A 13,363-nucleotide genomic window follows, 5' to 3' on the forward strand; every position below is an offset into this window, starting at 1 on the left:
GGCCGGCGCGCTCCTTCGCGGAGTGGGCCACGGACCACGCCGCCGACTTCGCCTGATCCACTGCTGGGCCGCGCCGGCCGCGGTCGAGATCACGGCATCGCACGACGCCTTCATGTGCTGCGGTGGACTGTTCGCCGCCCACCTGAGGCATGTGTTCGCGGCCACGATCTCGGCGTGCCGCATCGTGTTCCCGCGACTGATGTCCTGCCCGCCTGGACTCAGGTCGTGCCGCCGGCCCGCCGGCGGCTGAGCACTGCGGCGATCGTCACGGCCGCGGCCAGGCCGCTGAGCAGTACCGCGGCCAGCGCTCCCAGGACGCCCGGCGTGTTGCCGAAGGCGATGCCGACGGCGGCCAGCGCGGGCCCGGCGTTGCGCACCGCGGCGACGCCTCCCATGGTGGTGCGACGCACCAGCGATCCGGTGGCCAGCACGGTGCCCGTGGCGAAGGCGGCCACGGACAGGACGACGCCCGCCAGCAGGGTGCGCGAGCCGATCAGCGCGACGACGTCGTGCCAGTTGCCCAGCAGCATGCCCGCCAGCACGATCAGGAACGTCACGTTCGACACTCCGGCCGCGACGGGTCGCCAGGACTGGGCTGTGGGCGGCGTGTAGTGGCGCACGATCAGCCCGATGGCGAACGGGATGAGCTGCAGGACGGCCACCGTCCGCACCAGCGCGGCGACGTCCAGGGAGATCCCCGCGGCGACCTTGGCCGCGGTGAGGACGGCGTTGGCCGTCAGGCCGAAGGTGACGCTGCCGACGGCGGCGAGCAGCACCTGCATCGCCGCGCCCGCGACCACGTCTCCTTTCTGCACCATGCCCAGCTTCGCCCCGAACGGCCCGCCCGGCGACGAGGCCACCAGCACCATCGCGATGAACGCCGCCGTGGGCAGGCCGAACAGCGCGGCGATGCCCCAGCCCAGCAGCGGGACGACCACCAGGTTGGCCAGCAGCGCCAGCAGCAGAAACAGCGGCTTGGCGAAGATCGCGCGCAGCGCCGGCAGCGTGGCTCCCAGACCGGCGGTGAACATGGTGGCCGCAATGAAGATCACGGTAATCGCGTTGAACAGCGGCTGCAGCGTGGCCATGCCCCCTCCACCCTCGTCTCAGGCCTGTCGTGCCTTCAGTCCTTGAGATCGCCCAGCCAGCTCAGGGCGTTGAGCCCGGGCATGAAGCCGTACTCGCCGCCGCGGGTGATGACGAACCTCGGCAGCGCCCGCAGGCGCCGCCGGAGCGGCTTTCGCGGGATGGTGAAGTCGCCGGAGCCGTCGTTGGAGCCGACGATGGGGTCTCGGGTGTCGGCCGCGCCGAAGAAGACGCCGTCGTTCATCCATTCGGACTGGACGAACTCGAACTGCCGCCCCAGATGCGCCCCGATGAAGGTGAACATCAGCCCGCGGTCGGCCCCGTCGTCCTCCAGGACCCCCTCGGGCAGCGGCGGGCCGTAGGCGGTGCCGCGCCTGATCATCCGGTGCAGCCTCGGCTCCCCCGCCACTGCCGCGTCGCGGGGGTTGCCTCGGCGGATGTGACAGCCGCCGGGAGTGACGAATCCCGCCGGGTCGTCGCGTTCGTACAGGAAGGCGTTGTTGCGCCGAGGATCGGCGCCGAGGTCGGGGTCGTCGTATGACGGGCTGAGCGCCAGCGGCGCACCACTGCGCCAGCGTCCCATGATCTTCGCGGCCAGCAGTTCCTCGTCCTCCGGGCCGGTGGAGTTGTCCCTCAGGTACTGCCGGAAGGCGGCGACACGCTGGTGCAGTTTGCGGAAGGCCACGTAGGTGCCGTTGCGCCCCAGAATCTCGGGCTGCGGGGCCTGGACGCCGCCGAGCTCGTCGGGGTAGCCGAGCACGAACTCCCCGGCCTTGAGCGGTGACGCCAGCGGGTTGGATCCGGCGAAGCCGCTGCCTTCGACGGCCGGGTGGCTGATGCCGTCGCGGTAACCGAACGGCTCGGCCTCGGTGGGCAGCGCGTGACAGTTCTGCCGCCAGATCGCGGTCACGCCGGAAAGGCGGTGATAGGCGGGGCGGGCACGGTCGATGGCCGCGTCCAGCCGGGCGCTGTCCGGTGCGAGCGCCACCAGCACCACGTGAACATCGGACGTGCCCAGCGGCGCCTCCCAGTACTGCGGGCTGCTCTCGCCGACGTCGCCCAGCGCCGTCGCCCGGGCGGCCATCCCCTGCCGGAACTCCCAGGCGAACGTCTCCAGCGCCTGCGGCGGAACCCCCAGCGCCTTGAGGCCGTGGAAGGTGAGCGCGACGCTCACCCAGGTCTCGCCCAGCGGGTTCACCGTGTCGGCGGCCGAGGTCACCGCCGCGCGCACGCGCCGCATCAGCTCCCGTCCGTGCGCGCGGTCGTCGATCCGGAACAGGATGTAGGTCGCCGCGTACGGGGTGGGCCGCGGGCTGAGGACCCCGCGCTGGATGTCGTCGAGCTCGAGCGCGACGTGCGTTGGTGCGGTCACGGTCTCCCCTCCCCGGGGTGCTACTTCGCCGAGGCGATGTTTCTCCAGAAGGCACGCAGGCTCTCGTCGCCGCCGAACAGCGAACTGAAGATCGTCGAGTCGGCCAGGAGCACGTCACCGGCTCGTTCCGCGGTGGGGGGCATCCATAGGAACATGTTGAACTCGGTGTTGCCGGCCTCGGTGAAGGGGTGCGGCGGCCTGGACAGGTCGATCGGCTGCCTGCCCAGCACGTGGATGCCGTCCGGGTTGTCGCTCGTCACGGCGTAGTGCGGCAGGTGCATGTGGAAGTTGAAGTTGGTCACGCCGTCCAGCCACCCTTTGGTGTCCAGATCCCTGGTGATGGACAACGGCGCGATCTTGCCGGGTTCCCGCGCCGCGGGCCGCAGCCCGTAGCGGTTCTCGACCGGCACGCCCAGCCCGCGCATCAGGCCTCGGACGTAGCGGGCGAAGCGTTGCTGGCGAGGCACCAGCGGGTCGCCGTGGTGGCGATACTCCGCCTCGCGCACGGCCAGGTCGTCCGACGCCCCCACGTCGTGGTGCGGCCCCAGCACCAGGCAGGTTTCCTCACGGGTGAGGAAGTGCCGCAGCGCCTCGATCTCCTCAGGCTCGGCCTCCTGCCCGGTGATCATGTGATCCAGGCCGAACACCAGCAGGGTGTCGGTGTCGGCCAGCACCCGCTCGTCCAGCACGGTACGGAATCCGGCCTGGTCGATGCGCTGGTACACCGGCACGGGGTGGCCGGTGACCTCCTCGACGAACTGCTGGAACGGCGCCCAGCCCCAGAAGAACAACTCCAGCGCTCCGGCGATACCCTGCTGAAACTGCAGCGGATCAGACCACCGGGGCTCTTCGTAGGCGGGCCAGCTCACCCGCCGGACCTCGGTGATCGTGGAGAAGCGGTTGTCGAGCTCGGCCGGGTTCCTGCCCGCCTCGGCCGGATAGCTCCACGAGACGTAGATGCTCACCCGCCGCCGCCCCGGGGTGTACGCGCGTGGCACGTGGTTCTGGTTGTAGGTGCGGGCGGTCCTGAACTCGCTCATCTCGCCTCCGATCGACAGCGGGATACCTGGTCCACTCACTGCATCTGGTCGAGCATCTCCGACAGGGCGTTCTTGATCTTCAGCGCCTTCTTGACCTCGTCGGCTGTGACGTACGGATACTCGCCGTACTCGATGAAGCTCGGGCAGTGGTGCTCGCGGACGAACTTGACGAACGCCTCGGGGTTGGTCTTCCAGTCCTCGGGGAACCCTTCGAGGTTCTCGAACGCCGTGTTCACCCCGGCCTTGCTGAACAGGGCGATGGCGTCTTCGGTGTACTTGTCGAAGTCGGTGTCGAAGATGCCCTGGTACATGAACCGGGTGTCGTCGTCGAAGAGCACCCAGCGCAGGTAGTGCAGCTTCAGCGGCGCGAGCAGGTGCGGGTCGGCTTCGAGCGCCTTGGCCAGCGCGTGGCCGTAGCTGCGGATCGCCTCGGCCCGGCCGGGCTTGACCTTGGCGATGATGGTGAACCCGTAGCAGGCGGGGGTTCTGGGGAAGATGGGGCCGTATTTGCCCTGTTCGAGGTGGTCGGTCTCCTTGGGAATGACCACTGCCTGCGGCGTGATGTCCATGCCGACTCTCCCTCACCCGATCAGTGGGGGAACCAGCCAAAGACCACCTGACATGGGCATTATCCCACAGAGGAGCTGGATGACAGGTAAGGGCACGCGCGTGCGGCGCATGGAGGATGGCGCGTCCGGTCGTTCGGGCAGGCCGCGCCGGGCCAGAGCCGGCGCGAAGAGGGTCAGCGGGAGATTGATGAAGAAGATCGTCCGCCAGCCCGTGTGGGCCACGATCAGACCGCCGAGCACGGGCCCGGCGATGAGCACCCAGCCCAGGCAGGCCCAGTGCCGGATCGGCGCGGTTGTCACTCGCTCTGGCCGAAGCCAGGTACCTTCCGCAGCAGCTCGGCGGAGGCAAGGGGGTTGCCGTAGTCGCGCGAGTGCACGATGAGCCCGTCCCGGACGGTGATGATTACGGCATAGGTGAGGGAGAAGCGTGCTCCGGTGGCGGTGACGGAGCCGTGCAGGGTGTACTCGGCGACCACCACGTCCGGGTCGGCCGTCTCCACCAGGTTGATCCCGGTTGCGCGGTCGAACCGCCACGCTCCTGCCACCGCCTCCAGCCGGGCGCGCAGGCGATCGTTGCCGGTCGAGCGGGTGGGCACTCCCGGCGGGGCGAACGGGATCTCGATGACGACGTTGGGTGCGTACAGCCCGACGAGGGTGTCGTGGTCGTTGGCCGCCGCGGCCTCGATCAGCTGCGCGGCGACCTGCTTGGCGCTGCGGCCGTCCGGCGCGGGGTGCACGGGGGTGGCGGCGGCGAGCATGGCTCCCAGTTCGGGCAGCATGCCGGCGGCTTCGGCGGCGTCCAGCGGGTTGGGATAGTCGAGATAGGAGACCACGGAGCCGTCGCGTACGCGGATCACGCCGAGGGAGGAGGCGAACCGGAACCGCGCGCCGCTGGTGCGCACGCTTCCCACGGGCTCGAACTCGACGACGACCGTCTCCGGATCGGTGGTCGCGTACACGGTGGTGCGGACGTCGTCGAAGCTCAGCAACTGCGCGATCCCGCCGGAAGTGCCCCGCTTCATGTGCTCGCGGATGGCCTGCACGCCCTCGAACCGGCGTGGCTGTCCGGGCATGCCGAACCGTAGCTCGTAGACGGCGTCGTCGGCGAACACGTCGGTGAAGGCGTCGGCGTCCATGCTCATCAGGGCTTGACGCAGGCGCGCGACAACGGGGTGGAGCTGGGTGGACATGGCGAACTCCATGGAAGAGAAGGGCGATAGAATCGGAACGCATGCCCCGCTTCGGGGCGCGCAGCAGACGATACGGAACGCGCGCCCCGGTTGTCTACCCGGTTGAGAGGAACTGCGTCGATGGCGGAGAAGCCCCTGCGCGCGGACGCCCGCCGCAACCGTGCCCGCGTGCTCGAAGCCGCCGAGGCCGCGTTCTCGGCCGAAGGCATGGCGGTGCCGCTGGACGAGATCGCCCGCCGGGCGGGCGTCGGCGCCGGAACGGTCTACCGGCACTTCCCGACCAAGGAGGCGCTGTTCGAGGCGGTGATCCATGACCGGTTCCGGCGACTCGCCGAGGACGCCCAGGCGCTCGCCGAAACTCGGCGGCCCGGCCAGGCGTTCCACGCGTTCCTGGCCCGCGTGGTCGAGCAGGCGATGCTCAACAAGGCGCTGTGCGACGCACTGGAGACAGCGGGGTCACCCGTCAAGCCCCAGGGCGTCGAAGGCGACATCTGGGACGCTTTCGGCGCCCTGCTCGCCGCCGCTCAGCGCGACGGCGCCGTCCGTGCCGACATCGACCTCTTCGACCTGCGGGCGGTGCTGTCGGGCGCGCTCACGATGGAGCGCCACGTCCGCGAGGGCGGCCGGCCTGCAGGCCGGATGACCGAGATCCTCCTGGACGCCCTGCGCCCGCGAAGCTGAGGGCTCGGCGACACCTCCGGAGTCCCGTCCTCGCTCCGGTAACGGCGGCCACGCGCGCCTTCCTCGCCGGAAGGCGCGCTACCGGGCGTTCAGAGGAGCACCGGGGGCGAGGACCCTGCGGTGGCTGATGCGCCAGCCTCGCTCGCCGCGGTCGATCGTGTCCTCGTAGCTGACGCTTCCGCAGGTGCCGTCCGCCTTGACGCCGATGCCCTTGGAAAGGGCGCGCACCTGGTGGTCGGTGACCTCGGTGAGGACGATGTTCGTGACGTGGTGACCGACGGGATTCGACGCTCCGAGCGCGAGCGTGGCGTCCCGGAGGGCCGCCAGCCCTTGGAGCGATCCGGCACCGAGCCCCGTGACGTCGTAGACGACGTCGGGGGTGAACAGCTCGTCCAGGCGGTCGAGCTCGCCACTGTCGAACAGGTGCCCGTGCATGTGGATGAGGTCCGTGATGGCCGTGCGGTCCTCGGTGCTGAGTGTCATCGGATTCCTCTCACCGCTTATTCGGGGAGCTCCCCGGATAAGCGGTGAGACTACTGGGGACATCCCCGGTTAGCAATCGGCCGCGGCGCTTGGCGGCGACCGCCTCGTGGGTGTGCAAGCGGTCCGCGGCCATCATGACGCCGTCCGTTTCACCACCCGCATGGTCGCTGACCGGGAGGCGCCGCTCTCAACGATCGCCGGCCGCGTCCCGAACCGGCTCACCGCCACCGGCCGTGCCGATCCTCCCCAAGGGCCCGCTCAGGCGGCCAGGCGCAGGGCGCCCCCCCCGGCACCGCCCGTTTCGTCCGCGCGGCGCGCTCCCGTGGCGCCCGCCTCGTCCTGGTCACGGACGCCTGGCAGTCGCCTCTCGCGGACGAGGCCGAGGTCCTGGTCCGGCTCCCCCGCGAAGCCGCCGGGCCGATCGCCCCGCTCACCCACGAGATCGCCGTCACGGAGCTCGTCCTCGTCGCCACAATGGCAGGCGATGAAGGTCGCCGATGCGGGCCGGCAACCGTCCTCCGCGCCGTGGTCAGTGGGCCACGGTGACCACGATCTTGCCGAACTGCGTGTTGGACTCCATGTGCTGGTGCGCCTGCACGATCTCCTCCAGCGGGAACAGGCGATCCACCATCGGGCGGAAGGCTCCGGTACGCAGGCCCGAGGCGACGAACTCCGCGGCGCGGCGTATCCGCTCCGGGTCCTTGGTGGTCTCCAGCACTGTGTACGTACGCATGTTCAGCGCGGGCATCCCCAGGTCGAACGCCGGATAGGGCGTCGGCTGCCCGCTCAGCGCGCCGTACAGGAACAGAGTCCCGCCGGCGGCCACGGCTCGGGCCAGTTCCGCCACGCCCGGCCCCGCGACGGCGTCGAAGACGTACCCGGCGCCCCTGCCGCCGGTCAGCGCGAGCACTCGTCCCGCCACGTCCTCTTCTTCCGAGACGATCACCTCGGCCGCGCCCTCCTCGATCAGCCGCTGCCTCTTGGCGCGGGTGCGGGTGACGGCGATCGGCGTGGCTCCCACGCGGTTGGCGGTGTGGATCGCCGCCAGGCCGACGCTGCTGGAGGCCGCGTTCAGCACCACCACGTCGCCCGCCCGCATCCCGCCCACCTCCACCAGCGCGCCGTAGGCCGTGAGGTAGGGCATCCACACCGCCGCGCCGGACACCGCGTCCACTCCGTCGGGACGGCGCAGGAGCGCGCTCGCCGGCGCGATCGCCCGCTCGGCGTACATGCCGTAGTCGTTCTGCGAGAAGGCGGGCACGACACTGACCGCCTGCCCCTCCGTGAACCCGGCCACCTCCGGGCCGACCGCCTCGATCACGCCCGCGGCCTCGGCGCCGAGCCTGGCAGGCAGTTGCTTGACAGGCTCGATGTACTGGCCGCGCCGGAACAGCGCCTCGGCCCTGTTGACCCCGATCGCGTCCACTCGGATGCGCACCTCGCCCGGTCCCGGCTCGCCTGTCTCCAGGTCCTCCAGTCTCATCACGTCGGGTCCGCCGATCTCGTGGAACCGCACAGTCCTTGACATGCCCGCCGTCCTTCCCTCGCTGTGAACGCGGTCCACTGTGACGCATAAGTACGATCGCCGTCAAACTTTGATGAGTGTCGTACTATTGGGCCATGGGACGTACGCCACTGCACCCAGAGGTGTCGCAGGTCGACCTCCAGCAGGTACTGGAGGCCCTCGTCGATCCGGTACGACGGAGCATCGTCACGCAGCTCGACGCCGCCGGCGAGGACCTCAAGTGCGGGTCTTTCGACATCGCCGTCAGCAAGTCCACCGCCACCCACCACTTCAAGGTGCTGCGCGAGGCGGGCCTGATCCGGCAGTACTACGTCGGGACCGCGCGGATGAACGCCCTGCGCCGCGCCGAGATGGACGACGCGTTTCCCGGCCTGCTCGACGCCCTCACCACGCGCCAGGCCAAGGGGCGCTGACCCCTGGTTCCGGCGATCGTGTTCGGCCGGCAGCGCGGGCGTTTCTCACCTGATCTTCATGATTTGCCGAGATTCGTCTGAGACGGGGCGGAGAGCGTTGAGGCGACCGAGTAACCTCGTCCGGGATGGTCCGCATGACACCAAGTAAGAGCAGGCTCGCCCTGGCGGCGATCGCCACGGCTGTCTCCCTCGCCGCCTGCACCTCGGCGACGGACCAGGCCGCCACCAGTGCGAGCGCGTCGACCGCGAGCACGTCCGCCCAGGCGGGGAAGGTGTCGGCGAACACCGCCGACGAGAGCCAGATCGCCACTGCGCTCCAGGCCGCCGGGGTGGCCAACGCCGAACGGTGGGCCAGGGAGGTCGTCGAGTACCGGCCCTACGACGCCGGCGACAGCGACCTGACGTCGCTGAGGCAGAACCTCGCCAAGTACAACCCGGGCGAGGAGACCGTCAACAAGATCGTCTCGGCGCTGACGCCATGACGCTACGCCGAGGGCTTCTGGCCCTGGTCCTCCTCAGCGTCATGGGCGCCGCGTTGGAACTCGCCGCCGAACGCCACTGGCAGACGGTGGAGCAGTTGATCCCCTGGGGAGCGCTGGCCCTGCTCGCGCTCGCGCTGGTGGTGCTCGCCGCAGGCGGATCCCCGAAAGCGGTGCGGGCGCTCGCGCTGGCCGTGCTGCTGGTGGCGATGTTCGGCGTCTACGCCCACGTGTCGGCCAACTACGACGCGGGCCTGCTCGACCAGCGCTACGCCGCCACGTGGGAGACTCTCTCCCCGCTGACCCGCTGGTGGTACGCCGTCAGCAAGTCGGTCGGCGCCGCGCCGCCGCTGGCGCCCGGCATGCTCGCCCAGAGCGCGCTGCTCCTGCTGCTGACCACCCTGACCCGCGCCCGCGTGAAGGAACCCGCCGAGAACGCCCACACGCCCGAACCGCTGCGGAACGCGCGGTGAGCAGCGCCGCGTACGAGATTTCGAAGGCCCTTGGCTGGGGAGGAGACGCACATGGACGCCGATGAGTTCTTCGGCAGCCACCTCGACCGCAACCCGATTCTCGGCATCTTCCGCAACCTCGATCCCGGGGCGACCGTGGAGATGTGCGAGCGGGCGTGGGAGTTCGGGGTCGAGCTGATCGAGGTGCCCGTGCAGACGCCGGACGCGCTGCCGTCCCTGCGGGCGGCGCTGGAGGTGGCGGAGCGGCGCGGCAAGAGCGTCGGAGCGGGGACGGTGACGACGGCGTCCCAGCTGAAGGCGGTCCGTGAGCTGGGCGTCCGGTTCACGGTCGCGCCGGGCTTCCACCCGGAGGTGGTCGCGGAGTCGCAGCGGGCGGGGCTGCCGCACCTGCCGGGGGTGGCCACGTCCACGGAGATCGCGACGGCCCTCGCCCACGGCTTCACCTGGCTCAAGGCCTTCCCCGCCAGGCAGCTGGGCGCGGGCTGGATCCGCGCGCAGCTCGCGCCGTTCCCAGGCGTCCGGTTCGTCGCGACCGGTGGGATCGACGCCTCCAACGCGGCCGCGTTCCTCGCCGCCGGGTGCCGGGGAGTCGCCGTGGGGTCCGCGCTGAACGATCCGGACGCCCTGGATCAGCTCCGAGAGGTGATCGCAAGGTGACGCCGGCCCGCTACGCCTGATCCCCTCCCCCGGCTCTGCCGCGCGCCACGACAGGAAGGGCAGCGGCTACTCCGGTCAGCCGGTCAGCCGGTCAGCCGGTCAGCCGATCGGCTGACCGGCTCAGCCATCCGGTTGGTCCGCCGGTTCAGCCGTGGTTCCAGGTGAATGGTCGATGCGAGGTCTGCCGTGGTGTTGCGACGCTGGAGGCTGTCCAGAGAGGAGCGGGTCTCCATGAACAACCGCAGCTCACGCCCTGCCGTGATCTCCGCCGAAGCGCTGAACCAGCCGCGCAGCCTGATGACGTTTCGCACCATGAAGCTGCTGGTGAGCGGCTACGTCGCCCTCAGCGTGCTCACGCTCGTGGCCGTCTACCTGCTCCGCCGTGATCCTGGGCTGGTGAACGACACGGTCTGGATACGCGGCGGGATCGTCGCCATCACCTCCGTCCTGATGCTCGCCTTCGTCGTCGGCACCGCCCGTGGCCGCCGCCGCGCGTATCTGCGGTTGCGGATCGCCTCGGGCGTCATGGTGGTGGCCATCGCGATCCTGGTCTCGATCCCGGGATTTCTGCCAATGTGGATGAGGATCGAACAGGGCGTTTGCGGGGTGCTCCTGGTGGGCGTCGTCGTGATCGCGAACGGCAGTCACCTACGCTCGCTGTTCGCCATCAGGTAGAACTGTTGGTCGCGGCTGGATGGACAGCTGGGAGCAACAGCTGGGAGCGGGAGCCATGGAGGAGGGCGCGGATGAGCAGTCCGGTGCCGCGCTGGTCTGCGCTGGTGACCGTCGGGCCGTACGCGTTGCTGGCGATCCTGATCGGTGTCACGGTGGCCAGCAAGCGATCGCAGGGCGAGTCCCCGCTCATCGATCTGGCCCTGTGCGCGCTGGCCGCGGCGTGGATGTTGTGGGTCTTCACGCTGCATCCCGCCTGGCGCGAGCGTCCGCCCGTGATGGCGGTGTTCTTCACCGTGCTGATCGTGATCATGTCTGTCCTGGTGATCAGGAACCCGTGGTTCGGGTTCTTCACGCCAGCGGGGTACGTCTACGCTTTCAGGGTCCTGCGCTGGCCGTGGGAGGTGGCCGGCGTCGCCGCGGTGGCGCTGGTGTCGGGCACGGCGCAGGCGTACGGCATCGACAAGACCACCTGGATCGGCCTGGTGGCGTACGCCGCCGTCGTGGTCGCGAACATCGTCCCGATGTGCGGCTTCGCCTGGTTCGCCCGGCGCAGCGCCCTGCAGAACGATGAGCGCGAGCGGGCGCTCCAAGAGGTGCGCGAGGCCAACCGCAGGCTGGCGGCGACGCTGGCGGAGAACGCGGCCCTGCACGAGCAGCTGCTGGCGCAGGCGAGGGAGGCAGGCGTGCATGACGAGCGGCAGCGCATGGCGCGAGAGATCCACGACACCCTCGCGCAGGGGCTCACCGGCATTGTCAGCCAGCTGCGCGCGGCCGCGCACACCGGCGAGGATCCGGCCGGATGGCGCAGGCACATCGAGGCCGCGACCACGCTGGCGAGGGAGAGTCTGGCGGAGGCGCGGCGATCGGTGCACGCGCTGCGTCCCGAACCGCTGCAGTCGGCGCGCTTGAGCGAGGCGGTGGCGGGCGTGGCCGAGCGTTGGTCGGCCCTGCACGAGATCCCGGTCCAGGTCACGACGACCGGCACGGCGCGGCCGCTGCTGCCGGAGGCTGAGGTCACGCTGCTCAGGACCGCGCAGGAGGCGCTGGCCAACGTGGCCAAGCATGCGCGGGCGACCCGGGTGGGGGTGACACTGTCATACATGGACCATGAGGTGGCCCTGGACGTGCGCGATGACGGCGACGGCTTCGATCCGGCCAGGCTCGGAGACGATGCCGCCGGTGCTCTGCGTGCCGACCACGGCGGGTTCGGCCTGGTCGCGATGCGACAGCGGATCGAGGGCCTGTCGGGGACACTGCAGATCGAGTCGGAGCCGGGCATCGGTACGGGGATCTCGGCCCGCGTCCCCGCCGAGCGGGCGGGGGTGTGCGCGTGAACCGCCCCGGCACCGCGATCAGGCTGCTGATCGTGGACGACCATCCAGTGGTCAGGGACGGTTTGAGCAGCATGTTCGCGCGCGACCCGGAGTTCGAGGTGCTCGGAGAGGCCTCCGACGGAGCCGAGGCGGTTCGGCTGGCCGAGGCCCTGGAGCCGGACGTGATCCTGATGGACCTGCAGATGCCCGGCGTGGACGGAGTGAGTGCGACAAGGCAGCTCACCGAGCGCGGAAGTGACGCCCGCGTGCTGGTGCTGACGACGTATGACACCGACAGCCACGTGCTCCCCGCGATCGAGGCCGGCGCCTCCGGCTACCTCCTCAAGGACGCTTCCCGCGACGAGCTGCTGCGGGCGGTCCGGGCCGCGGCCCGAGGTGAGTCGGTGCTCGCCCCCTCGGTGGCAGCCCGGCTGATGAGCCGCGTACGCGCCTCTGCCCCGGGGCCGCTCAGCCAGCGTGAGGTCGAGGTCCTCCAACTGGTGGCGGCCGGGGCCACGAACCGCGAGGCGGCGGCCAAGCTGTTCATCACCGAGGCCACCATCAAGTCTCACCTGCTGAACATCTACGCCAAGCTCGGGGTGAACGACCGCGCCGCCGCCGTCACCGAGGCGTTCAACCGGGGGCTGCTCGTCCCGCGAACACCGGAACAGCGCTGACGCCCTCGCCTTCCGCGCTCAACCAGCGCGGACGCCAGACGTAGCCGCAGGTAGCTGCGGGCCCTACGGTCCGTCCTGGAGCTGGTCGCGGCGGGAGCGGGGGGCGGCGCGGACGTGGATGCGCTCCCCCTGCCGCCCGAAGAGGCTGAGGACTTCGACGGGGCCGTCGCCGGTGCTGCCGAACCAGTGCGGCAGGCGGGTGTCGAACTCGGCGGCCTCCCCCGGGCCCAGCATCAGGTCGCGGTCGGCCAGGATCAGACGCAGGTGTCCGGAGAGGACGTAGAGCCATTCGTAGCCCTCGTGGGTGCAGGGCTCGGGGGTGTTCCGGCCGGCCGGGATGACCATCTTGAAGGTCTGCAGCGGGCCGGGCTGCCGCGTCAGGGGCAGCACGACGTTGCCGTTCACCCTCCTGGGCGTGAGGCGGACGCGGGGATCGCCGACTTCGGGGGCGCCGACCAGCTCGTCCAGGGGAACCTGGTGGGCCTGGGCGATGGGGAGCAGGAGTTCCAGGCTGGGGCGGCGCTGGCCGGACTCCAGCCGCGACAGCGTGCTCTTGGAGATGCCGGTGGCCTCGGCCAGGGCGGCCAGGGTGACGCCGCGCAGGGTGCGCAGGCGTTTGAGGCGGGGGCCGACCTCGGCGAGCGCCTGGGCGATGGCTGGTGAGTGCTCCACATCTCCCATTGCACCGCACTTGTCCCGGAAACGGCAACAAGGATTGCCGTCAGCGGGC

At 70.5% G+C, this 13,363-nt stretch carries 17 protein-coding genes; 8 read left to right on the forward strand and 9 right to left on the reverse strand.

Going from position 1 to position 13,363, the window contains the following annotated elements:
• Positions 1-218 precede the first annotated feature (218 nt).
• The 5 genes from ABZ297_RS26830 to ABZ297_RS26850 form a co-directional block, all read right to left on the reverse strand.
• Positions 219-1,088, reverse strand: a complete 870-nt coding sequence (locus ABZ297_RS26830) for a bile acid:sodium symporter (RefSeq protein ID WP_355351244.1) — start codon at positions 1,086-1,088, stop codon at positions 219-221.
• A gap of 35 nt (positions 1,089-1,123) precedes the next feature.
• Positions 1,124-2,458: a Dyp-type peroxidase gene (locus tag ABZ297_RS26835; protein WP_355351246.1), complete on the reverse strand. Its 1,335-nt coding sequence runs from the start codon at positions 2,456-2,458 to the stop codon at positions 1,124-1,126.
• A 20-nt stretch (positions 2,459-2,478) separates the two neighbouring features.
• Positions 2,479-3,498, reverse strand: a complete 1,020-nt coding sequence (locus ABZ297_RS26840; RefSeq protein ID WP_355351248.1) for a hypothetical protein — start codon at positions 3,496-3,498, stop codon at positions 2,479-2,481.
• A 35-nt stretch (positions 3,499-3,533) separates the two neighbouring features.
• Positions 3,534-4,067 (reverse strand): hypothetical protein, encoded by a 534-nt coding sequence (locus ABZ297_RS26845; protein WP_355351250.1) that lies wholly within the window; start codon positions 4,065-4,067, stop codon positions 3,534-3,536.
• Positions 4,068-4,363: 296 nt separating this feature from the next.
• Positions 4,364-5,257 carry a nuclear transport factor 2 family protein gene (locus ABZ297_RS26850; RefSeq protein ID WP_355351252.1) on the reverse strand — a complete coding sequence of 298 codons (894 nt, stop codon included), beginning with the start codon at positions 5,255-5,257 and terminating at the stop codon, positions 4,364-4,366.
• Between the two features lie 120 nt (positions 5,258-5,377).
• Between ABZ297_RS26850 and ABZ297_RS26855 the strand changes: the two genes are divergently transcribed.
• Positions 5,378-5,938, forward strand: a complete 561-nt coding sequence (locus ABZ297_RS26855; RefSeq protein ID WP_355351254.1) for a helix-turn-helix domain-containing protein — start codon at positions 5,378-5,380, stop codon at positions 5,936-5,938.
• A gap of 78 nt (positions 5,939-6,016) precedes the next feature.
• Here ABZ297_RS26855 and ABZ297_RS26860 read toward each other — a convergent pair whose 3' ends face one another.
• From ABZ297_RS26860 to ABZ297_RS26870, 3 genes are all read right to left on the reverse strand, one after another.
• Positions 6,017-6,421, reverse strand: coding sequence for a nuclear transport factor 2 family protein (locus ABZ297_RS26860; RefSeq protein WP_355351256.1), 405 nt, complete (start codon positions 6,419-6,421; stop codon positions 6,017-6,019).
• Between the two features lie 258 nt (positions 6,422-6,679).
• Positions 6,680-6,859 (reverse strand): hypothetical protein, encoded by a 180-nt coding sequence (locus ABZ297_RS26865; protein WP_355351258.1) that lies wholly within the window; start codon positions 6,857-6,859, stop codon positions 6,680-6,682.
• A gap of 91 nt (positions 6,860-6,950) precedes the next feature.
• Positions 6,951-7,949, reverse strand: coding sequence for a zinc-dependent alcohol dehydrogenase family protein (locus tag ABZ297_RS26870; RefSeq protein WP_355351260.1), 999 nt, complete (start codon positions 7,947-7,949; stop codon positions 6,951-6,953).
• A 92-nt stretch (positions 7,950-8,041) separates the two neighbouring features.
• Here ABZ297_RS26870 and ABZ297_RS26875 point away from each other — a divergent pair, with 92 nt between their 5' ends.
• The 7 genes from ABZ297_RS26875 (at position 8,042) to ABZ297_RS26905 (ending at position 12,633) form a co-directional block, all read left to right on the forward strand.
• Positions 8,042-8,359: a helix-turn-helix transcriptional regulator gene (locus ABZ297_RS26875; protein WP_355351262.1), complete on the forward strand. Its 318-nt coding sequence runs from the start codon at positions 8,042-8,044 to the stop codon at positions 8,357-8,359.
• Between the two features lie 134 nt (positions 8,360-8,493).
• On the forward strand, positions 8,494-8,841 hold the full coding sequence (locus tag ABZ297_RS26880; RefSeq protein ID WP_355351264.1) for a hypothetical protein: 348 nt from the start codon (positions 8,494-8,496) through the stop codon (positions 8,839-8,841).
• Positions 8,838-9,311, forward strand: coding sequence for a hypothetical protein (locus ABZ297_RS26885; protein ID WP_355351266.1), 474 nt, complete (start codon positions 8,838-8,840; stop codon positions 9,309-9,311). The genes ABZ297_RS26880 and ABZ297_RS26885 overlap by 4 nt, the downstream gene beginning before the upstream one ends.
• A 51-nt stretch (positions 9,312-9,362) precedes the next feature.
• Positions 9,363-9,968, forward strand: coding sequence for a bifunctional 4-hydroxy-2-oxoglutarate aldolase/2-dehydro-3-deoxy-phosphogluconate aldolase (locus ABZ297_RS26890; RefSeq protein ID WP_355351268.1), 606 nt, complete (start codon positions 9,363-9,365; stop codon positions 9,966-9,968).
• Positions 9,969-10,199: 231 nt separating this feature from the next.
• Positions 10,200-10,643 carry a hypothetical protein gene (locus tag ABZ297_RS26895; protein ID WP_355351270.1) on the forward strand — a complete coding sequence of 148 codons (444 nt, stop codon included), beginning with the start codon at positions 10,200-10,202 and terminating at the stop codon, positions 10,641-10,643.
• A gap of 71 nt (positions 10,644-10,714) precedes the next feature.
• Entirely contained in the window at positions 10,715-11,977 is a 1,263-nt protein-coding gene (locus ABZ297_RS26900) for a sensor histidine kinase (protein WP_355351272.1), read from the forward strand.
• The gene (locus tag ABZ297_RS26905) at positions 11,974-12,633 is read left to right on the forward strand and encodes a response regulator transcription factor (protein ID WP_355351274.1); all 660 of its coding nucleotides are present in this window, start codon (positions 11,974-11,976) and stop codon (positions 12,631-12,633) included. Before ABZ297_RS26900 ends, ABZ297_RS26905 begins: the two co-directional genes overlap by 4 nt.
• Positions 12,634-12,696: 63 nt before the next feature.
• On the opposite strand, the gene ABZ297_RS26910 is transcribed toward ABZ297_RS26905, so the two are convergent.
• Positions 12,697-13,305, reverse strand: coding sequence for an XRE family transcriptional regulator (locus ABZ297_RS26910; RefSeq protein ID WP_355351276.1), 609 nt, complete (start codon positions 13,303-13,305; stop codon positions 12,697-12,699).
• Positions 13,306-13,363: the final 58 nt, after the last annotated feature.

The sequence above is a fragment of the Nonomuraea sp. NPDC005983 genome (assembly GCF_040614375.1).
In the GTDB taxonomy this organism is placed as follows: Bacteria; Actinomycetota; Actinomycetes; order Streptosporangiales; family Streptosporangiaceae; genus Nonomuraea.